The sequence below is a fragment of the Stieleria bergensis genome (genome assembly GCA_007745635.1).
In the GTDB taxonomy this organism is placed as follows: domain Bacteria; phylum Planctomycetota; class Planctomycetia; order Pirellulales; family Pirellulaceae; genus Stieleria; species Stieleria bergensis.
Map to the genome: position 1 here is coordinate 1,010,273 of CP036272.1, position 20,746 is coordinate 1,031,018.

General features: G+C 55.2%; 17 protein-coding genes. 8 read left to right on the forward strand and 9 right to left on the reverse strand.

Annotated elements, in window-relative coordinates; genetic code table 11:
- Positions 1 to 233: 233 nt before the first annotated feature.
- Positions 234 to 2,675 (reverse strand): Hsp70 family protein, encoded by a 2,442-nt coding sequence (locus tag SV7mr_RS03250; protein ID WP_145269176.1) that lies wholly within the window; start codon positions 2,673 to 2,675, stop codon positions 234 to 236.
- A 551-nt stretch (positions 2,676 to 3,226) separates the two neighbouring features.
- Here SV7mr_RS03250 and SV7mr_RS03255 point away from each other — a divergent pair.
- The 3 genes from SV7mr_RS03255 to SV7mr_RS03265 all read left to right on the forward strand — a co-directional run bounded on the left by SV7mr_RS03255 (position 3,227) and on the right by SV7mr_RS03265 (position 5,717).
- Positions 3,227 to 3,712, forward strand: coding sequence for a hypothetical protein (locus tag SV7mr_RS03255; protein ID WP_419188035.1), 486 nt, complete (start codon positions 3,227 to 3,229; stop codon positions 3,710 to 3,712).
- A 123-nt stretch (positions 3,713 to 3,835) separates the two neighbouring features.
- Complete coding sequence (locus tag SV7mr_RS03260; RefSeq protein ID WP_145269178.1) at positions 3,836 to 4,750, forward strand: sugar phosphate isomerase/epimerase family protein; 915 nt, start codon at positions 3,836 to 3,838, stop codon at positions 4,748 to 4,750.
- Between the two features lie 121 nt (positions 4,751 to 4,871).
- Complete coding sequence (locus SV7mr_RS03265) at positions 4,872 to 5,717, forward strand: sugar phosphate isomerase/epimerase family protein (RefSeq protein ID WP_145269180.1); 846 nt, start codon at positions 4,872 to 4,874, stop codon at positions 5,715 to 5,717.
- 77 nt (positions 5,718 to 5,794) lie between these two features.
- Here SV7mr_RS03265 and coaD read toward each other — a convergent pair whose 3' ends face one another.
- A complete protein-coding gene (coaD, locus tag SV7mr_RS03270; RefSeq protein WP_145269182.1) occupies positions 5,795 to 6,313 on the reverse strand; it encodes a pantetheine-phosphate adenylyltransferase in 519 nt (172 codons plus the stop codon).
- 21 nt (positions 6,314 to 6,334) lie between these two features.
- Positions 6,335 to 7,543 (reverse strand): aminotransferase class V-fold PLP-dependent enzyme, encoded by a 1,209-nt coding sequence (locus SV7mr_RS03275; RefSeq protein WP_419188036.1) that lies wholly within the window; start codon positions 7,541 to 7,543, stop codon positions 6,335 to 6,337.
- A gap of 245 nt (positions 7,544 to 7,788) precedes the next feature.
- Here SV7mr_RS03275 and SV7mr_RS03280 point away from each other — a divergent pair, with 245 nt between their 5' ends.
- The 4 genes from SV7mr_RS03280 to SV7mr_RS03295 all read left to right on the forward strand — a co-directional run bounded on the left by SV7mr_RS03280 (position 7,789) and on the right by SV7mr_RS03295 (position 12,387).
- Positions 7,789 to 7,992: a hypothetical protein gene (locus SV7mr_RS03280; protein ID WP_145269184.1), complete on the forward strand. Its 204-nt coding sequence runs from the start codon at positions 7,789 to 7,791 to the stop codon at positions 7,990 to 7,992.
- Between the two features lie 2,023 nt (positions 7,993 to 10,015).
- Positions 10,016 to 11,158 carry an LptF/LptG family permease gene (locus SV7mr_RS03285; protein WP_145269187.1) on the forward strand — a complete coding sequence of 381 codons (1,143 nt, stop codon included), beginning with the start codon at positions 10,016 to 10,018 and terminating at the stop codon, positions 11,156 to 11,158.
- Positions 11,159 to 11,196: 38 nt separating this feature from the next.
- Positions 11,197 to 11,919: a TIGR04283 family arsenosugar biosynthesis glycosyltransferase gene (locus SV7mr_RS03290; protein WP_145269189.1), complete on the forward strand. Its 723-nt coding sequence runs from the start codon at positions 11,197 to 11,199 to the stop codon at positions 11,917 to 11,919.
- A gap of 282 nt (positions 11,920 to 12,201) precedes the next feature.
- Positions 12,202 to 12,387, forward strand: a complete 186-nt coding sequence (locus SV7mr_RS03295; protein WP_145269191.1) for a hypothetical protein — start codon at positions 12,202 to 12,204, stop codon at positions 12,385 to 12,387.
- Between the two features lie 233 nt (positions 12,388 to 12,620).
- Here the strand turns inward: SV7mr_RS03295 and SV7mr_RS03300 are convergent, their stop codons facing one another.
- The 3 genes from SV7mr_RS03300 to SV7mr_RS03310 form a co-directional block, all read right to left on the reverse strand.
- Positions 12,621 to 13,907 carry a hypothetical protein gene (locus SV7mr_RS03300; RefSeq protein WP_145269193.1) on the reverse strand — a complete coding sequence of 429 codons (1,287 nt, stop codon included), beginning with the start codon at positions 13,905 to 13,907 and terminating at the stop codon, positions 12,621 to 12,623.
- A 404-nt stretch (positions 13,908 to 14,311) separates the two neighbouring features.
- Complete coding sequence (tadA, locus tag SV7mr_RS03305) at positions 14,312 to 14,791, reverse strand: tRNA adenosine(34) deaminase TadA (RefSeq protein WP_145269195.1); 480 nt, start codon at positions 14,789 to 14,791, stop codon at positions 14,312 to 14,314.
- A 27-nt stretch (positions 14,792 to 14,818) separates the two neighbouring features.
- Positions 14,819 to 15,715, reverse strand: coding sequence for a 3-keto-alpha-glucoside-1,2-lyase-like domain-containing protein (locus tag SV7mr_RS03310; protein WP_145269197.1), 897 nt, complete (start codon positions 15,713 to 15,715; stop codon positions 14,819 to 14,821).
- A 166-nt stretch (positions 15,716 to 15,881) separates the two neighbouring features.
- Here SV7mr_RS03310 and SV7mr_RS03315 point away from each other — a divergent pair, with 166 nt between their 5' ends.
- Positions 15,882 to 16,445, forward strand: a complete 564-nt coding sequence (locus SV7mr_RS03315) for a VanZ family protein (protein ID WP_145269199.1) — start codon at positions 15,882 to 15,884, stop codon at positions 16,443 to 16,445.
- 78 nt (positions 16,446 to 16,523) lie between these two features.
- Here the strand turns inward: SV7mr_RS03315 and SV7mr_RS03320 are convergent, their stop codons facing one another.
- From SV7mr_RS03320 to araD, 3 genes are all read right to left on the reverse strand, one after another.
- A complete protein-coding gene (locus tag SV7mr_RS03320; RefSeq protein WP_145269201.1) occupies positions 16,524 to 17,612 on the reverse strand; it encodes a potassium channel protein in 1,089 nt (362 codons plus the stop codon).
- A 298-nt stretch (positions 17,613 to 17,910) separates the two neighbouring features.
- Positions 17,911 to 18,657 (reverse strand): metallophosphoesterase, encoded by a 747-nt coding sequence (locus SV7mr_RS03325; RefSeq protein ID WP_145269203.1) that lies wholly within the window; start codon positions 18,655 to 18,657, stop codon positions 17,911 to 17,913.
- A 289-nt stretch (positions 18,658 to 18,946) separates the two neighbouring features.
- Complete coding sequence (gene araD / locus SV7mr_RS03330; RefSeq protein WP_145269205.1) at positions 18,947 to 20,719, reverse strand: L-arabinonate dehydratase; 1,773 nt, start codon at positions 20,717 to 20,719, stop codon at positions 18,947 to 18,949.
- Between the last annotated feature and the right edge of the window lie 27 nt (positions 20,720 to 20,746).

Here is a 20,746-nt window from a genome sequence, read left to right on the forward strand (position 1 = left end):
TTTCCCCTTAGGACGTTGTGTTTACTGCAAGAGAAAGGCGTGATACACACAATTGCGTATCGAATCCTTTTCGCCGGCTCTCTTGCCTGTCACTAAGTAAACGATAAAACGGCAATTCAATGGTCGAATTGCGTTCAAAACTTTGTAAAAGGAATGTCAAAGCACGCGTGCCTCACGGATCCTGCGATCAACAAAGCTGCATTGCATCGGTTCCTGAAGCGGATTGACCGCGATTACTTTTTCTTCTTGCCGAACAGCCCACCCGATTTTTTCTTGCCGCTCGGAGGGGCATCCGAAATCGAGATCACTGGCGCTGCGTTGGCTTTCTTCGCAGGTGCAGCACCTGAGTCGGTCAAAATCACCGGAGCGGATGCCTTGACTTGAGGTTGCCCGTCACCGAGTGAAGCCAGTGCCGCAATGTCGGATGAGTTTGCCTTCGGTTTGCTGGTCTCTTCGCCAATGCTGATCGCTGGTCCCGTGCTGGTCGCGGGCTTTTTGGTCGCCATGAAATCCGGTAACGGGGCGTCGCCGAGTGGAGCAGCTTTTGCTGGCGGCGGTTGTTTACCCGCCGGCTGAATCATTGGCGCTACCGCAGGTGCCTGTTTGACAGCTGGGATTGGCGTCGCTGGGATTGGCGTCGCTGGGATTGGCGTCGCTGGGATTGGCGTCGCTGGGATTGGGGCAGCCGCAGCGTCGTCGACAGGAGTGAAGTCCAGCACGGAATTGATCTGCGAGCTGTCGGGTTCTGGCAAGATTTGTGCCGCCGGAATCGTGCCCAGTGTGCCAGGCGGTGACGCATCGAGCGGCTGGAGTTCAACCGGGGAGGCGGGAGTCTCAGCAACAGCACTGCCAGCAACAGCACTGCCGGCAACAGCACTGCCGGCAACAGCACTGCCAGCAACATTGATTTGTGGGGCCGCGGTTTCCTTCTTGACGGGATCTCCCAGTTCGATGAAGGGGATCGCAGCGGCGGTAGCGGTACCCGTTTCGGGGAGACCGCCGCCGAAGGGATCGCTTTCCAATTCGGTAGGAATGGTGTCACTGGGGCTCGTGTCGCCGGGAAGATCCTTGTCGCTCGATTCGATCTCGCTGTCTGTAAAGGCTTGATCCAGCTCTGGCAGTTCCGCCAAGGCTGCGTCACTGAATCCAGTGTCCAGGACGTTGATCCAGGATTCCACTTCGTCATCGCTCAGGCCAGCGGCTCGGTTGAGCGTCATGGAGATTTTGCGATCGACCTCCGGCAGTGCAGCTCGCACCCTCAGTCGCCCATCGGTGGCATAATCGAACTGCACATCAACGTTGGTGCCTTTGCGAGTTCCGCGCGGCAGGTCGTCGACAACACATTTCCCAATCTTGGTTGCATTGGTGCCGCGATCATCACCGCCTTCGACGATTTCAATCTTGACGTTCGCTTGATTGTCTGAGTGAGTTCGGAAGCGAACTGTTTTCCGCGCGGGCAGAGAGCTATTGCGGGGGATCATGATCTGCCGACGAGGCTCGCCAGTTTTGGGATCAATTGCCAAAACGCCCAAATCATGTGAGTTGACGTTGCTGACCGAGATCGCACCGGGTTGGCCTTGTTGCCCGTTTAGCAGCATTCCGGCATACAGTGCAGCGCCGTGGCTGACTGCTTCATCGGGTGACAGTGATCGGTCCAGTGCCATCGAGCTGCAGGATTCGAGCTCGCTGCGAATCATTGGCATGCGAGTGGAGCCGCCAACCAGAATTAAACGGGTCAGGTCTTTCCATGTGATCCCAGCATCATCGAGCACCAATTGAACGGTCATGATGGTTCGGTCCACCAGATCCATGCAGCGGTCGCTGAATGCCTGCTGGGACAACTCGGTACGCATTCGCATGCCTTCATGGGCAAAGGCTACTGTCACCGATTCGCGCTGTGTCAATGCATGCTTGGTTTGGTTGGCTTTGCGCATCAGTTCTGGCATGGCTTGAACGTCTTCACGCGGATCGACACCGTGCTGTTCTTGGAATGTTTCGGCAATGAAGTCAACGATGCGTTTGTCCCAGTCAATCCCTCCCAGGTAAACATCACCTGCGGTGGCGATGGTGTTGAATCGCCCCCCTTCGATTTTCATGACGGTGACGTCAAAGGTGCCACCGCCCAGGTCGTAAACCAGGACGGTCTCGGTATGTTCACTTTCACCGCTAGGCGAAAGGAATCCCTGCTGCACGCCGTAGCAGATTGCCGCCGCAGTGGGTTCATTGATGATGTCCAAGACATCCAACCCGGCCAATCGGCCTGCGTCTTGAGTGGCTTTCCGGCAGGGCTCATTGAAAAAGGCTGGGACCGTGACGACGGCTTGCTGGACATCGCCAAGGGTCAGTTCGGTGTCTTCTTTTAGTTTGCGCAAGATCAGCGCCTGGATCACTTCGGCGGGCAAGTGTTTGCCACAGATTCGTTTTTCATAATACGATTCGCCGATGTCTCGTTTGGCAAACTGAGCCAAACGGTCTGGTTCCAGCAGTCCCGCCTCAACCGCTTCGATGCCCACAATCGGGTGCTTATGATCGAAAAACACAGCGCTGGGCGTGGTCAGGTCTCCCTCTGCATTGCGGACCGTTTCTGGACGGCCATCGGGGCCCAAGTAGGCAACTGCAGAGAAGGTGGTTCCTAGGTCAATGCCGATGGCAGGGTGTTTTTTTGAATCAGACATGAGTTTGTGATAAGAGGCAATCTGAGGTCTGCAACGTGATCGATTGTCGCAAAACAAGACGCTGTGAAGACCGAGACGCTGTGAAGAATGAGTGCACTGTGTGAGTGTACAGTGACCGAACACGGTGATCGAAAATTACACTTCGTTCGGGAACGCCATTTGGGGCTCAATTGTACTCCAAAACGCCGGGGATTCGCCGCTTCATTGTCCTCGCTAGGCGGGAAGCCGAAAAGAAAGACTTCAGTGCCTTGATCAGGCCCCAGTTGAAGTGTCTTATCCGTTAAAATTGCACCACCTCGAACGGTGATCGAACCACCTAAAGATAGGTTCATGTCAGCTGTGGGCGGGGTGTTTGTCACCCAGCCAAACGGTCTCAATCGTCCGCCGCTGCGTCAGCCCGTGCTGGCTGTCGCGGCTGAGGCTTCAGGCTCCTTTCCGCTTGCTGCCTGTCCCTGTCACGGCTGCGGCATCCAGACTGAGGTTTGTGGTGGGTGAACGGAGCACGCGTGTCGGTTCTGGTTTGATTCTTTTCTGGCGACTGATGATTTGTTATGCAATGGCCTCAATTTCCCGATTACGGATGCTTCTTGCGGTGGCCAGAAAATGGGCATGGCTTCATTCATCCCGAAGACATGGCGACCGTCCGGCGGTTGATGCCCAGTCCCAGAGTTTTGAAGCGGACGCAATTTGATGGCACCTATTATCACTACCGCTATGGGCCGTTGGGATTTCGATTGCGGCCGGCGATGTGGTTGCAGGTCTCTCATGAAGGTTTCGACATCGATGATCGTGTTGAAACCGTTGGCGTGGGATTGGAACGCGAGCGTTTTGTGGCCACGATCTGGGGCATGTATTACATCCAGAGAAAAGGCTGTATCTTATATCGCTTAAGACGAGGGGATCAGTTGGTGCCCAATCTTTATCCCGCCGATCAAATGCGGCTGTTGGAAAGTAAAGCAAAATTGGGGCCCGCCCACACCAAGTATCGTCAGCCCAAATGGGAAAAAAAGGGGCCGGAGGGACGTGGCGCCGGTTGAGCGTTGTTCCGCTGGCAACGGAGTGACTTTACGCGGTCTCTCAGCGGAGTCTTTTGCCTGCCAGGCGTTGGGTCCATTGATTCAGCATACGAATTATTCAGCATACGAAGGAATGCAATCATCATGCAATTAGGTTATGTCAGCGCGATCTTGCCAGAACAGGATTTGAAGTTCGTGATGGAAAGTGCCGCGCAGTCTGGGTACGACTGTGTGGAAGTGATGTGTTGGCCCGTTGGCAAGGCAACACGCCGCTATGCCGGGGTGACGCACTTGGATGTGGCCAATCTTGATCAAGAGCAGATCGAATCGCTTGAGCAGTTGAAAGAGGAGACCGGGGTCTCGATCAGCGGGCTGGGTTATTACCCCAACGCTTTGTCGCCCGATCAGGCGGAGTCCCAGCAGGCCATTGATCATTTGCAGGTTCTGATCAAAGCCGCGGACCGATTAGGGATTCGCGTGGTCAATACCTTTGTCGGTCGTGACTGGACAAAGACCGTGGATGCGAATTGGCCGCGGTTCTTGGATGTCTGGAAGCCGTTGATTGAACTGGCGGAGCAGCGCAACGTCAAAGTCGGAATCGAGAACTGTCCGATGTTCTTCACCGATGATGAATGGCCAGGTGGAAAGAATTTGGCGCACAGTCCCGACATCTGGCAGCGGATGTTTAACGATCTTCCTAGCGATCATTTCGGGCTGAATTACGACCCGTCGCACATGATTTTCCAGCAGATGGACTATCTGGCTCCGATGAGTGAGTTTGCCGACAAGCTGTTTCATGTGCATGCCAAGGACGTGCGTGTGGACCAGGATCGTTTGGATCGAGTTGGTGTGCTGGCCAACCCAAACTTGTGGCATACGCCAAAGCTACCGGGGATGGGGCAGGTGGATTGGGGACAGTTCTTTGGTGCCTTGACCGACACCGGTTACAACGGGCCAGTGTGCGTTGAAATCGAAGATCGCGTGTACGAAGGGACGCTGGAAGATCGGCTTCGTGCGATGCGACAAAGTTGCAATTTTCTGCGAGGCTTTGTGGTTTAGCTATTGCCGCTTCGTGCGCTGTCTTTATCAATAACCACTTCTCAAGCAAGGCGGTGATCGCGGTGAAACGAGCCGTCGAGCTGCATTTCTATTTTGAACTTTAACCGGACGAGTAGACGCAATGGATCAATGGCCAATCGGAGTGTTCGCATCTGTCGATGCTGGACTTGGTGTCAAATGGGATGTGATCAAAGAGTTGGGATTGCCGACGATTCAGTTGCACGCCCCACATGGTGACCAGCGAGATCAAGCGACTGCTGAGCAATTGCGGGCTCAGTTGGAAAGCATGAACGTGCGTTGTACGGCTGTTTTTGGTGGCTTCGATGGTGAAAGCTACGCCGATATCCCCACGGTGGAACGCACCATCGGTTTGGTTCCTGAAGACACTCGGGAGTCGCGTCTTGCTGAAATGCGCGACATCTCTGATTTTGCAAAGCACCTGGGCTGTGACACCGTGGCGCTGCACTTAGGGTTTATCCCGCACGACCCCGAGGCGTCGTTATTCAAAGAAGTCGTTGCGGTCACGGCGCAGTTGTGTGACCACTGCAAAGCCAATGGCCAGTACTTGCATTTAGAAACCGGGCAGGAAACAGCTGCGGGCTTGATGGACTTTATTGCCGCCGTTGGCCGTGACAATCTAAAGATCAACTTTGATCCGGCAAACATGATTCTGTACGGAACAGGCCAGCCGATTGAAGCTCTGAAAGCCGTCGCTCCGCACGTTCGCAGCGTGCACTGCAAGGATGGTACCTGGAGTGATCAGCCCGGTCAGACCTGGGGGCAAGAGGTGGCGCTCGGTGAAGGTGATGTCGACATTCGCAAGTACCTGCAGACGCTCAAAGAGATTGGGTACGAAGGTCCTCTGACCATCGAGCGTGAGATCCCAGAAGATCCCGAGCGTCAGAAGGTTGAAATTGGTGGCGCGATTGAATTGCTTAATCGCCTGAAGGCCGAAATCCTGGGCTGAAAACATTGCTCGGATTACCGCGGTCAGGTCACCGCTGATCTTCCTGTTGAGTCGAATCAGCAGCAGTGAGTCGTTCATCAAGAACGCAACTGTTGACGCAATGCGGGAATGACCGAAGCTGGGACAAACTTTTCCAGCTGTTGGTCATCGTCGCTGATGCCGGCAATCTGTTTCAGTAGCGAGCTGCTGACGTGCGCGAAGCGTTCGTCAGCCATCAGAAAGACCGTTTCAATTTCTGGATTCAATTGGCGGTTGGCCATCATCATGGTGAACTCGCCTGCGGTATCGGTCAGCGGTCGAATGCCTCGCACCATGACTCGCGATCCCAGTGAGTGGACGAAGTCGACCGCCAGTCCGTCAAAGAACTCGACTTTGACGTTGTTCAGGCCGCTGGTGACTTGGGAGACCAAGTCACGTCGTTGCTGTGGCGTAAACAGCGATCGCTTGTCAGCATTGACGCCGATGCCAATGACGAGCGTGTCGAACAGTCGACTGGCACGCTCGATAATGTGCAGGTGTCCCAGTGTGATCGGATCGAACGATCCCGTGTAGACTGCGATCCGGTCGTCGGGGTGCGTGCTGGTCGAAGAGTGCATGATGAGTCTTTGAAAAGGATGCTAGCTTGCTTGACGTGCGTCATCGATTGCGTCCAGCAAGGGTTGGAAATCCGCAACGTTATTGTAAGCGTGAATGCTCGCTCGCACGCCTCCGCCGCGGCAGCTAACGACACAGTTTCGCTCAGCGGCAGCGCTGCGTATCGCAGCCGGTTCGATGCCGGGGACTTCGAAGGTGACGATTCCGGATTGATGATTGGGTGATGTGGGGACTCGGGTGATTGCGCCTGCTGTTTGCAAGCGTCGATCGAGCTCGGTGGCTAATTCAATCACGCGATCGCCGATCGCACGGCTGCCGTGAGCTTCACGCACGGCCTGAAAAATTTTCCAGCTCGCCAGCAGCGCCGCGGCGCCGACCATGTTTCCTGAGCCCGGTTCGAAGCGAACGGCGCTGTCACGGAGGACTAGATTGGGCGTGTCGTAGCTGAACGCTTGTTGGGCGCTGTTCCAGCCCACGTTGCCGCAGCGTAGCAGGTCGAGGTGACGTTTGCGAATCATGGCGACGCCGAAGCCCTCCGGGCCGAGCAGCCATTTGTGGCCGTCGGCAGCAAGAAAGTCCACATCGATTGTCCGTAAGTCCAGGTCGAAGATTCCCAGGCCTTGGATGGCATCCAGAAACACGAGGACACCGCGTTGATGAGCTCGTTGTACTAGTTCGGCCAAGTCAATGCGAAACCCGCTGGCGTAGCCCACCCATGAGGTGGCGATGATGCGAGTGGATTGATCCACATGCTCGAAGAGGTCATCGAGGTCGATGGCACCGTTGTTATGGGGGACGATTCGCAGTTCAACGCCGCGAGAGCGTTGGTTTTCCCAAGGGTAGCGGTTGCTCGGGAATTCGCCGTCGGGAATGACAATGTTGTCACCTGGTTTCCAGGGGAAGCCTTCGGCGACCAAGTTGATTCCGGTTGAGGTGTTGGGGATCAAGCAGATTTCGTCTCGATCAGCGCCTAGCCAGTCGGCGGCGAGATGTCGCAATTCACCGAGTCGGGCATTCCACTTGGGCCAGTGAATATCGCCGTCAGAGCTGCATTGATTGGCGTATTCCGCCATCGACTCGACCGCAGGGGCCGATAATGGGCCGACCGCTGCGTGATCGAGGTACGACCAGCGTTTGGCCACTGGCATCTGTTGCCGCCACCAAGACCAGGGATCGGATTGCAGCCGTGGGGCGTCCCCGGGGCTAATTGGACGGGATCGGTCAGAAGGCATGTCGGGAATACTCCGCAGGCAATGGGCGTTGGACGCCCGTATCAATTGGAATTGGCGGAAAAACTGACCTCATCGCACTCAGGCGACGATTTGGTAAACTAGGCGACGCTAAGCCTGTAAGGAAACCGGCGTAGGCTTGGGAAAATCATGAATTTGTAACTATACTACGGCGACGACCGCGTTGCGAAGTGACTTCCCGGTTCCTCTTCTAGACCTGACCCCACGAATTTACCGAGGAATTTTTGATGCCCAAGGCCCTTTGTCTTTTCAGCCTTGTTGCGTCGATCCTGGTGGCCAGTTTGTTTCTGCTGGATGCTTTAGCAGCAATGCTTGGCCAAACCGGATTAGCGATTTTAGGTGGCGTAAGCTTGTTGATGGACATCACGTTCATCGTGCTAGCTGGAATCATGGCGTTTTTGAGCTGGCTGACCTATAAACAGCAGCGTTAGTCGTCATTTGGTCATTGCCCCTGCGAGCACCTTCTTGGATCTATGATCGCTAGCGGGTCCCCTATCACTCCTTCGTTCTGACCAGCTAGGGTCCTTTCTCCGCTGGTGATGTTTATCGGCGTCACCATCTGTGCAGCCTATTCGAAGCACTTCTTTTCAATTGGTGGTAAGTTTGCCACCTCCAATCCGATGCTGGTGGCGAGCCTGTTCGGTGACCATTTCACCGCGGGGACTTCACCGTGGGGACTTCACCGTGGGGACTTCACCGTGGGGACAGTCCCCGCCGAATGTGAGCCTGGGTGGTTTGCCAGGATTGGTGCGTTTTGGGTGTCTAGGCTGTTTGGTTTCTCCTCTCTCCGGGGACAGTCCCTTCTGAATGTGGGTTTGGGTGGAATGCTGGGGATGGCGTGCTTTGGGTGGCTGGGATGTTTGGCTGGGATGTTTGGCTGGGATGTTTGGCTGGGATGTTTGGCTGGGATGTTTGGCTGGGATGTTTGGCTGGGATGTTTGGCTTCGCCTCTTCCTGGGGACAGTCCCCTCTGATTAAGTCGTTTTTCGCAGGGGACAGTCCCCTAGGAATGTGAGTTTGGGCGGAATGCCTGGGATGGAGAGCTTGGGGTGGATGGGGCGTTTTGATTTGCCTCTTCCTTGTGTTTTCCAGGGGACTGTTTTCCAGGGGACAGTCCCCGCTGATCAGTCCCCGCTGCAGGTGAGCTTGGGTGGAATGCCGAGGCTGGCGCGTTTTGGGCGACTGGGATGTTTGGCTTTGCCTCTTCCAGGGGACTGCCTCTTCCAGGGGACAGTCCCCTCTGAACAAGACATTTTTCGGCGGGGACAGTCCCCGNCGAATGGTCCCGTCTGATGACATTTCACCGTGGGGACAGTCCCTGCCAAATGGTCCCTGCCAAATGCGAGCCTGGGTGATTTGCCTGGATTGGTGTGTTTTGGGTGGATAGGGTGATTGGCTTTGTGTTTTCCTGGGGACAGTCCCCTCTGATTGGTCCGATTGGTCCCCGCTGATCAGTCCCCGCTGATCAGTCCCCGCTGATCAGTCCCCGATGCAGGTGAGCTTGGGTGGAATGCCGAGGCTGGCGCGTTTTGGGCGACTGGGATGTTTGGCTTTGCCTCTTCCAGGGGACTGCCTCTTCCAGGGGACAGTCCCCTCTGAACAAGACATTTTTCGGCGGGGACAGTCCCCGGCGAATGGTCCCGTCTGATGACATTTCACCGTGGGGACAGTCCCTGCCAAATGGTCCCTGCCAAATGCGAGCCTGGGTGATTTGCCTGGATTGGTGTGTTTTGGGTGGATAGGGTGATTGGCTTTGTGTTTCCAGGGGACAGTCCCCTCTGATCTCCCTCTGATCTGTCCCCTCTGATCTGTCCCCTCTGATCTGTGTTTTCCTGGGGACAGTCCCCTCTGATCAAGACATTTTTCGCAGGGGACAGTCCCCGGCGCAGACGATTTTGGGTTGTCCCTTCGCAGGGGACAGTCCCCGGTGCTTGTTGTCCCCGGTGCTTGTTGGGCTGGGAGGCTTGCTGGGTTTGGGGGGGCTGATTGAACGAGGTGCTTGGGCTCGTGTCTCGCAGGGGACGGTCCCCGGTTTCAGTCCCCGGTTTCTTCCGGTTTATTGGTCCCCGGTTTGTTGTGACCGATTGGTGGGATGGGTGCGTGCGGGGTTTGGGTGGAATAATGCGGTTCTGGGGGATTTGAATGCGAGTGGGACGGCCGCCGAGGATTCAACGGCTGTGACACTGTCAGCGGACTATGGGGCACTGTCGCTCTCACTGTTGGTCGGAAGGTTGCCTGCTTTCGATCCCTGTGATCGATGTTTATGCCCGCGAAGAGACGGTTGCTACCAGTTCGAGCGTTGCGAGTGGGACCCAAAAGTCGCTGGCCTGTGCCTTGGAATCGATCTTGATTCCAAGGCCCGCTGGCTGGGATGCTGTGCCGCTGGAATGAACGCATGAGCGTTTCGCCCTGTCTTCGCTTGAAGCTGTTTGCCGCTTTCGCACTGATGCTAACGTGACACGAATCGAACGCTATATTCTGAGACTCTTCTCGCAAACCTATGTGTTGATCTTCACGTCCATCGCGGCGATCTTCGTGGTGTTCCACGTTTTCTCGAATATCGAAGATCTGAATGATCTCGCTGAGCAGAATAACGCCAGCATGATCATGACGATGCTGGAGTGCTATTCTCCCTACATCCTGCTGGTGTTTGATATGACCGGAGCCGTCCTGGCGCTGATGGCATTCTTATTTACCGTCGGCTGGCTGCACAAAACCAGAGAAATCACCGCCCTGTTGGCTGCAGGGGTCTCGCATGGCCAAATCTTGCGTCCAATCATGGTCGGTGGGCTGGCGATACTCTTGCTGCAGATGGCAAACCGAGAAATGCTGTTGCCGCACGTTCGTGATTCGCTGAATCTAAAAAATAAGCACTTGTCTGGGGATGCCCCAGCACCCGTTCTGCCAAGCTACGATGAGCTGGCGGGAATCTTAGTTGATGGCGCGCAGGTCTTGCCACGCAGCCGAATGATCAACCGGCCTGATTTCCAGCTCGAAGGCGACTACGGCGCTTTTGGTGAGCTGCTGCAAGCTGAGGTCGCCCGCTGGGAGCCCGCGAACGAGGATCACGAAGCGGGTTACCTCCTGAAGCATGTCAGCGTGCCCAAAAAGATCGATCGCCTGCCCAGTGCTTCCATGGCTGATCGGCTGATCTTGATGACGTCAGCGGACCAAGACTGGATCGCAGCCGGTGACTGCTTCGTCGCCACTCCGATCGATCCTGAAATCCTGCAAGCCTCGCAATCAACGACAAAGATCAGCGGTAGCTGGGTCCTAGGCAAGCGACTAAGCAACCCGGCTGTTCACAGCCCGGCTTCAACCCATTTGATGTTCCATGAACGTTTGATTCGCGTGCCTGTGGATTTTGCTTTGTTCCTCCTGGGGATCCCTTTGGCCGTCAATCGCCGCAACCGGCAAATGATGATGACAATCGGAGCGGCTTTGTGTTTGGTCTTGGCGTTTTTCGTTCTAAAGACCGTGGCCACGGGACTGGGGGCCAGCGGGCTCTGGGTTTCACCTGCCTGGGCGGCCTGGATCCCTTTGCTTGCCTTCGGGCCATTAACCTATATGTGGTTCCGTGAATCCTACTCTCTTTAGTCGTCGAATTGATCGCCTGCAGATCAGGGCATAGCGTGATGGCGACGGTTCAAATCAGCGTGATCATCCCCACGCTAAATGAGGGTGCAAACATTGAATCGGCGGTCAAAGCTGCCCGGGCGGCGGGCGCAAGCCAGATCATCGTCAGCGATGGTGGCAGCGATGATGCAACGGTGAGGCTGGCCGAAAAAGCAGGCGCCCTGGTGGTCCTAGGAACCACTGGTCGAGGCAATCAGCTGCAGCAGGGAGCAGACTTGGCCGATGCTGACCTGCTGCTTTTCCTGCATGCCGATTGCCGTTTTGAAGCCGACGCCTGGGAGTCTCTTAAGGCGGATTTTCTCAAACACATGACCGAGTCGCCAGCGAAGAAGCCAGCGAAGCAGCCAGTGCACCACGTCTACTGGGGGGCGTTTGAACAGCGGATCAACGATTCCCGCTGGCGGTTCCGGTTGTTGGAACGCGGCAACGCGCTCCGTATCCGCTGGCGGGGAATGCCCTTTGGCGATCAAGCGATGTTCGTCGATCGAGTCAGTTTCCAGCAGGTTGGTGGGTTTCCGCAGGTTCCCTTGATGGAGGATGTGGGGTTATCTCAGCGACTGCGTCGCCGACGCTGGCCCATTCTGCGTCGCGAGGTGGTGATTGTCGACGCGCGGCGTTGGCAAGCCCGTGGCGTGATCAAGCAAACGCTACGCAACTGGGTGATTCAATTGGCCCATCTTTTGGGTGTCTCTGAATCAACGCTTAGCAGTTGGTATCGTTAAGCGTCTGAACTCTGACGGTCCGCGATCCAGCAAAGTTGCTCAGGGGCCAGCCGCCAGGCAGGAATCGTCTTGCAGCTTGTTGGGACTGTCGTAGAATCAATAGAACGAAGCAAGCGAACGTGATTTGAACGAGTTGGCAAATTTATTCTCTCAAATGTCTTTGCAGTTGTTCCTCAATCACCTAGTCTCTGAATCCACTTACCAATGAGAGATGCGTGGCGGCTGATTAGCCGTGTTCCTTGAACCATCCATTGAAAGCCACTGAATTAAAGAGGAATTGCTTTGCTTACCGAAGCCACTGTTGAAGAAATGTTTCGCAAGATCATTCGCGATGCAAATGGGAGCGAAGAAGTGTTCGAGCGAGCCGAAGATTTGCTCGACGAGGAGCTTCGACCTGAAAGCCCGTTGCGTCATCGTTTAACGACGGAACTAGAAGAGCTGCGAAAGCTTGCTGTAAAAGAAGACTGATCTTGGTCTGTCGATGGGGCAGGCACACGGGATCAATTTATCATTTCGAATTGGCAACCAGCGGCGTTGATGCCGCTTTCTTTTTTGCCAACAAAACAGTTTGATCATTCATGCAGAAAGCCGCGACGGAATCCTTTCCGCCGCGGCTTTCTGATTGCACCATGGATGCTTGACTGGTGAGCTTGACTGGGGAAGCCAAGTTGCCCGAACAGTTCCGTTCGGGCGGTCGCCGGTTAGCGATTCAGTTCCAAGCCAAAGGTTCCGCCGAACAAGAACAGGTCTTGATTCGTGTAGCCACCATTGACCGGCGCGTTGGCAGTGTCACCGCCTCGCCAGACTCCCCACATGTCGATGACTTGGACCCCGCCGCGAACGAAGATCGCTTTGGTCAGCTGGTAGCCCACTTCACCGCGTACATCGTAGCCAAACATGAACTCGTCGTTGCGAACGCTGATCGGTGTGGTGGTCGTCGAGAGAAGGCCGCTGACTTCATCTCCTTCGGCGATTGGAGCACCATCGTACAATGTGATCGCTTGCGTGGTCTGGCTGATGCTGTCTTGCAAGTTAAGACCGCAGAAGCATCGCAGATCGCTACTGAACTTGAATCGATTGCGGTAGGTGTAGTACCGGCCACCGAACTGTGCCAGCAACCCTTCGTTATTAGTGATCGCCTGGCGAGTGGTGACGATTTCACCACCGGAGCCATAGAGGGTTTCGATGGATGAGTCACCGTCGCCAACACCAGTGCCCGACCAGTCACTTGGAAGGTTTGATGAATCCCAGTCTTGGTCGCTGTTGATGTCGCGAACACGCATCCAGCGGAAACCAAGCCACGGTTCGATGATGCCGCCTTTACGAAGCGGGGCCATTCGCCAGGTCTTCATCAGTTCGTAGCTGTCAAGCTGAATGTTGTTCAGCATGTCGGTTTCATCAAAGAACCGATAGCTATAGCCAACGTTGTTGCTGATGCCTGGAACCGCTTCCCAGCCGAAGGGTGGTGCAGGGTTCGTCGCTTCGCCATCGAGCTCGTCTTCATTGAACACGTTGCCACGGGTGTGGCGAGTGACGTTCGCTCCGGCGATTTTCTGTTGCACATAGCTGAACAACCAACCGGTGTGCTCCTCGGGAAGCATGAAGCCCATTTCCCAACGGTGGCCCCAGCCATCATCGAAAATGAATTCGTTATCTGATTGGGGAACCTCCAGCTCTGGCCGTGAACCATACATGTAGGTCCGGTCATAGCTGGCGAACCAACCATTGTTCGGTCGTCGTCGCGGATGAGTTTCCGCAATGTCGATATCGTAAATAGGTTCGAACCAACGGAAGTCGGGATCGAAGTCAAGAGGGTCGGCAAAGGGAGATTCCTGTGCCTGAACACTGGTCATTCCACACAGAATAACCAGAGAGCCAATTAATTTAGCCGTCAGCGTCCGTACCGACATTGCTGTTCCACCGTCATATTTGAAGTCGTCGTCTCGGCCGCAGGCTGCTGTTTCCAGCCCCCTAAGTTCTACGGCCACGCCAAGGTGCATGCCGAATCTGTTACGCGGTTTCGCATTACAGATTCGGTCGTGACGGTCTTATCGGACATTCCTCCGGTGATGGCTTAGTTTCTTTGGTAACAGAAATTGCAAAAGTCCGAGAATCTGTCAAACCGGCACAGTTTGACAGGCCGCCAGCCTCCATCGCGAAGCCAAAATTGATCTCGCGTTCCCACAGCAAGCCTTCGCCGTCAGAGCCTCCAGAGGCGGTGTTTCACGGGTTGGTGTTGAGGCAGCGAGATGATGCTCAGGGTACGAAAACCAGGGGTTTTGATGCGTCTCGGTCAAGCAGCCGATAGGTCAAGCCTGTGAAACTTCACCCCGGCAGCCGATCACACTCGGGCTTTTTCATGTCGTGACGAACGGGCAAGTCAACCTCGCCGTCACTTTTTACCCAGCGCACGTTTCGCAGAAAAGAAATCCGTCAAAATGTTCCCACATTGCTCAGCTAGTACACCTTGAGTGACCTGCGAACGATGATTCAAACGCTGATCTTGCAATAATTGGTACAGACTATCTGTTGCGCCACCCTTCGGATCGGTCGCTCCATAAACCACCCGAGGAATTCGCGATTGCAAAATTGCACCAGCACACATCACACAGGGTTCCAGCGTGACATAGAGCGTGGTGTCTTCTAGACGCCAGTCACCGATTGCTGAAGCCGCTTGCGTGATGGCGAGCATCTCGGCATGAGCGGTGGGGTCCTTCAAGGTTTCCCGGCTATTGTGTGCGGCAGCAATGATCTGTTGCTGATGAAGGATCAGTGCACCAACAGGCACTTCATCTGCAGCAGCCGCTTGCATGGCAAGCTCATAGGCACGCTGCATATAGTGCTGATCGATATCGATTTGATCCAGAGACATGACCTGTCACCCATTCTCGCTAAGCGATTACTGTTCAGACTTCTGACGTGCCGCGGCTCGCTTTTCGGCTTGAGTCAATGCACGCCAGTGGATGTTGCGAATGCTTGAATCGCATTCAAAGTTGGCAATTCCCAGCGGGGCGCAGGGCTCCATTTCAAAGCGGATGTCAAAGGTGTGACCCTCACGAGGCACATCAAACATTTCAATCTCATCGATCCAGACGGTGATTTTCGCGGCGTCCACTCGCACTCGAGCTTTGTACCAAGTGCCGTTGTCATAGGCCTTGTACGTGGTCGTTTCGTTATCGCTTGCGTCGTAGCCATCGATGCTGCTGATGCCGGTGATCCCGCCACCCCAGCCACCCATCACCAGGCTGATGTAGTTCTTGCCAATGGGCATGGTCATTGCACAGAGAAAGTCATCGCCGCCATTGCGTCGGCATTCCCAGCGAATTTCGTAATGGTCACGTGCAAGCTTGGGAGCCTTCTTCGCAGCCTTGATTGCATCAAGAAGCTTGGGATCATTGCTGTCACTGCCAACCGCTTTATCGCCTTCAAAACTGCCCAGCCAACGAACACCTGTGATCGGCTGACCGAAATCGAGTTTGACCACGCCGTCCTTGATCTTTACTTCGCCGTCCCCACCGAACTCGCATTGCTTCCAGTGGTCCTTCAGTGCGATCCACTGCTGCTTGGCGACCGGTTTTGACGTCGGTTTCGCCTGGCTGTTGTTTCCAGGGTCTGCTGGTGCTTGCGCCCCGGCAGGATGGCTGCCGGCTGAACACAATGTCATCGCGATGGAGATCGCAGCGACCAACAGAGCATGTTGCTTGCCTGCTGTAGCGGGCAGTCTGGTTCTCAATCCAGGTGCAGCATCAGCTGGTGGGCTAAACGTGTCGTAGATTGAACAAAGAAGACGATGCATGACTAAATCCCGACAATCGAATCGTTGAAGATGAATGGGCTCTGTTGGTGCAGAGGACGCCTATTAAGATGAAACTGCGGATCGGCAAAAGCAAACGAGTCTGGCGGTGCTCTGACCCGGAATCTGTTGCAACTAGTGTATTTTGACACGCCAGACCATCATAGCGATGCGACATATCTTAGACCATAAGCTGTTCAATATTCGGCTGGGATTCATCATTTTGTGCCTGTACTGGCTGGCGCTGTTCACTGGCACACACTTGCCAGGGGATTCTGTTCCCAGCACCGGCCATCACGACAAGGTTCAGCACTTCCTGGCTTACTTCGGATTGGCAGTGCTATGCAGCCTGGTGATTTGGCCGAGCCCCTTCGCAGCCCAGCCATCTCTAGCCCAGCAGAACCAATCGCCTGGCGAGCCAAACCGCCCGAGCCCGATGAAGTCGCTCCGTCGCTGGTTCCAAGGTTCCCTCTGGCGATCGTCATGGCTGATCAGCGTGGTGTTGATTAGCTATGGTGCGATTGATGAAATCACGCAGGCTTTCTCGCCCGGTCGCAGTCCGGAGTGGGGTGATTTTCTGGCCGATGCCTTGGGCGTAATCAGCGGACTTTTAGTTTGTTTCTGCGTCTGTTCCCTCTGCATTGGCTTGGTGTCCTGCTTTGCCAAGCCGGAACAGAAATGTCAGGGCGACACAGAAAACCGTCAGCCCCCGGCGTCCGTGCCGCTGGATTAGCCGGAGATCAAAGGCAACGCATGCTTGGGGATCGGAGGGCCGAGACGCGTCATCTGGAACCGATTGGTCATCCAGAACTTATTCGTCGGCGGTGACCGTTGGAGTCGTTGTGAAGCTTTGCGAAGCATGCTTTGGCTGAGGCGTTTGATCGGTTGGATTGACGGCCTCGCTGTCTTCTCCTATCTGACGCTTCAATCGTGCCATGCGATGACGCAGCATGCGAGTTTGTTTTTCTAATTCACGAAGCTGTGTTTGCATTTTGGCCAAGCGTTTCTCTTTATTTAAGTTGAACAAACGCTCTGTCAAGTCAAACAAAATCAAGACTCGGAAGGCTTTGATTGCCGTGCCGCGTAAGCGATAAGCACGGGCCAGATTCGACAGCTGCTGAACACGCATGACGTTTGTCAGTCGCAGTGTCCTGGCCAAGGAAAGCGAACGCAAGAAGGCCACCAGCGGCAGCAGGATGATCGCCAAATCAATCCAGTGATGTTTGCAGTAGTCGATTTTCTTCTCTGCAATCGACACCATTAAGACAAACTCAAGGGCAAAGGCAAACCAGATCACGCCCGTGCCAATGTGCAGGAGCACACGCAGCCAAAGGTATGCCGCGACCTGGTCCTTGAGGAAAAACTCGGTGATCAAGATCGGCATGATTAACAGTGCCACGATCATCATGGGAACACTAAAGGAGCGTTCGAGTTGTCGCTGCAAGCTGGCGCCGCCTCGCCGCCACCCCAGGCCTGGCAGCCAAATGCGATCGCGCATCTCGGGACTGCGAGCGCACATCCGCAGAAACGGGCAGCAGCAGAAGACCAAGCTCGCAATGTGATAGTGTTTATTCGTTCGATCTGGAGCACGTGTCAGCACATGCCAGATGGCTTCGCCGATCACCACAATCCAAACCAAGCCCATCGTGACCAAGACCAAGGTTTCCAGATGCTCGATGACCCGCAGTGAGTTGTCATCAAAACTGCCAGCCAACATCTCGACGCGTTCGCTGTCTTTGTCGAACAGCTGGGAACGCGTTTCTAAGCCTGGAACATCGACCCACAGCACCACCAAGACGGCCAAGCATGCCAAATAAGCCACGGCCAGTGAAAACATCAACGCTTCACTTCGTTCGGCAATCCAACGTAGCCAAGCTTTTTTGATGATTTGGTTCTTCATGGTCTGTCTCCAAGGTGATTCATGACCATGGGGGCTCGCGGGCAACAAAGGGGCTCGCGGTTAACAAAGGGTGCTTGCGGGCAACAAAGGGGCTCGCGGTTAACAAAGGGTGCTTGCGGGCAACAGGGGGGGCTTGCGGGTAAAAGGAGTCTTCCCACCAGTCGCTCTGTGCTCACTAGACAATATTAGTTAGGCACCATCCTAAGGCGGGCAGGGCGTTCGTGAAAGCAGATTCAGCTAAATGCCAGTGACAGCGTTGGATCAAGGCTTTCCACGACCCGATTCCTCCACCCAATCGTTAGTGGCCTTGCACCAATTGTGGCTGCCCCAAATCTGCTTGTAAGATCCGGAATGGCAGCCCTTGGATGGCGGCGCCGCCATTATGAAATTTCATTCCGCGATATTCGACGCCATCAAGATCGATATGAGTATGGCCAAAAAATACATCGGTGACGCCTTCGGCCGTGCTGTGCTGAATCTGATCGGCATACTGACGGATGCATTTCAGGACCTTCAGTTCACGGATCGACATCATCGCCAGATGGTGGAGTTTGGCTTTGATCGCAAGATCGTAGGCAACGTGCCAGTGCTTGCGTCGGGGCTTCTTGGCCTCAATCTTTTGACGGCGACGATCGAGTTGATCGTGCGCCAGTTTTCCATCTGCAACGTCGCCATGTAAAAACAAACACTGATCCATTCGCACGAAGTAACGATGCCAATGAAAGTTCGTGTGTCGCTGTGCGATGGATTCTAAACGATCAACAAAGATCGGGTGTGAATCATGGTTGCCCAGGACAAAGTGCATGTTGCACTCAGGATTGTGCTGCATCAGGTCGACAATCCAACGCTCTGCCATTTCAGTGCTCCGTTTGTCGCACTGAAGGGTGCTCCACTTAAAATCAAAAATGTCACCTCCCAACACAAACGTCTGGCTGTCGCGAACGGATTGGTTGATCGCCTCCATCCACTGCGGACCGGTTGAGCGACTTGAAAAAAGATGCAGGTCGGAGACAAATCGGCAGGTCGACGAATCAGAAGTGGTCATCGCGGTCTACTTTGGGAAACACAGTCTGCTGACAAAGCGGTCTAAAGTGAATGCTGTCCAAGCGCGGCAGCAGCCAACGGTTAGACTTTAACCTACCACGCTTGCTGTTGCCAATTGATCCGGCCAATCGCTGGCATCGCCCAGGCAAACCGTCAGCCAGGCAAACCGTCAGCCAGGCAAACCGCCAAGCATGAGGCTGCAAACACAGCGCTGCAAAAACGGCACAGCATCAATTGAAAGGCAAATCCTGGACCAATTGGCCAGCGAATCGTTGCGTTTCCCTGGAAGATCAGTGAATCCCGGGTTCCAGTCCGGGGGAGCGACCGACCAGGAAGTCAAAATCGCAGCCTTGGTCCGCCTGGGTAACATGTTTGGCGTACAGCTGCCCATAGCCACGACTGGGGACCGGCGGGTTGACTGGTTTGGCTGCTTGTCGACGCTGCCGCTCTTCGTCACTGATGTCCCAGTGGATGGTGCGTTGCTGCACATTGATCTCAATCATATCGCCGGTTTCGATCCAGGCTAACGGGCCGCCGACGGCGCTTTCAGGGGCAATGTGCAACACGCAGGTGCCATAGCTTGTGCCGCTCATCCGAGCATCGCTGATCCGGACCATGTCTCGGACGCCTTTCTGCAGCAGTTTCTTTGGCAGCGGCAGCATGCCCCATTCTGGAAAGCCCGGTGCGCCCAAGGGGCCGGCACTGCGCAAAACCAGCACGCTGTTTTCATCGACTTGGAGGTCTTCGTCGTGCAGCTTGGCTTTCATTTCTGGATAGTTGTCAAACACCAGTGCTGGACCTCGATGATGCAGCAACTTGGGATCTGCTGCGATGGACTTGATAACGCAGCCGCTGGGAGCCAAGTTGCCTTTCAGAACACAGGTGCCGCCAATGTCTGACACGGGATTGTCCCGGCTGCGAATCACTTGGTCATTGATGACTTCTTGATCTTGAATTTGATCCGCCAGCGTCCCGCCGGTGATGGTCTTGCAGTCCGTGTGAAGCAGGTCCGTCATTTGTGACAGGAGTGCAGGCAATCCACCGGCTTCGTAGAAATCCTCCATCAAGAACTGGCCACCGGGACGAATGTCGGCTAGCACAGGCGTGGTTCGGGAGAAGGAGTCAAAGTCATCCAGCGTTAATGAGACTCCCAATCGACCCGCGATGGCGATCAGGTGAACAATCGCATTGGTGCTGCCTCCAATGGCAAGTGACGCCTTGACCCCGTTTTCAACCGACTGCTGATTCAGCACGTCAGATGGTTTGCGGTTGGCCCAGGCCATCTCCACGGCCGTCCGTCCAGTTTGCACGGCGAGGCGTTGATGGTCGGCCATGACGGCAGGGATACAAGCCGCGCCAGGCAGCGTCATTCCCATGGCCTCGGCAACGCAGGCCATGGTGCTGGCGGTGCCCATGGTCATGCAGGTTCCAGCCGAACGGGCGATGCAATTTTCAATGCACTTCCAGTCTGCGTCACACAGATTGCCCGCCATCCGTTCGTCCCAGTATTTCCAAACATCACTGCCACTGCCGAGAGTCTCTGTTTTCCAGAGTCCCTTGAGCATCGGCCCGGCTGGGAAAAAGACGGACGGGATGTCGGCGCTAATGGCGCCCATCAGCATCGCGGGCACCGTCTTATCACAGCCACCCATCAGCACAGCGGCATCAATCGGATGACAACGCAGCACTTCTTCGACTTCCATCGCCAGCAAATTGCGATAGAGCATCGTCGTGGGCTTCATCATCATTTCGCCCAGCGACATCACCGGGACTTCGACGGGAAAGCCGCCGCTTTGTAGGATGCCGCGGCGAACAGAATCGCTGCGTTCGCGAAAATGCGAATGGCAGGTGTTCAGTTCACTCCAAGTATTCAGAATCGCCACCACGGGTCGATCTTGATAATCGACATCGTCAAAGCCCATCGCTTTCAAACGCGATCGATGACCGAAGGAACGCATGTCGTCGGGACCAAACCAACGAGACGAACGCAGGCGACTGGGGTCTCGATCGTTGTCGCGGTTTGCAGGTTGATGACTCTGGCTGGACGGGGAGGCGTTGCTCATGATGAAATCAGTTTCGGTGGTTGTTGA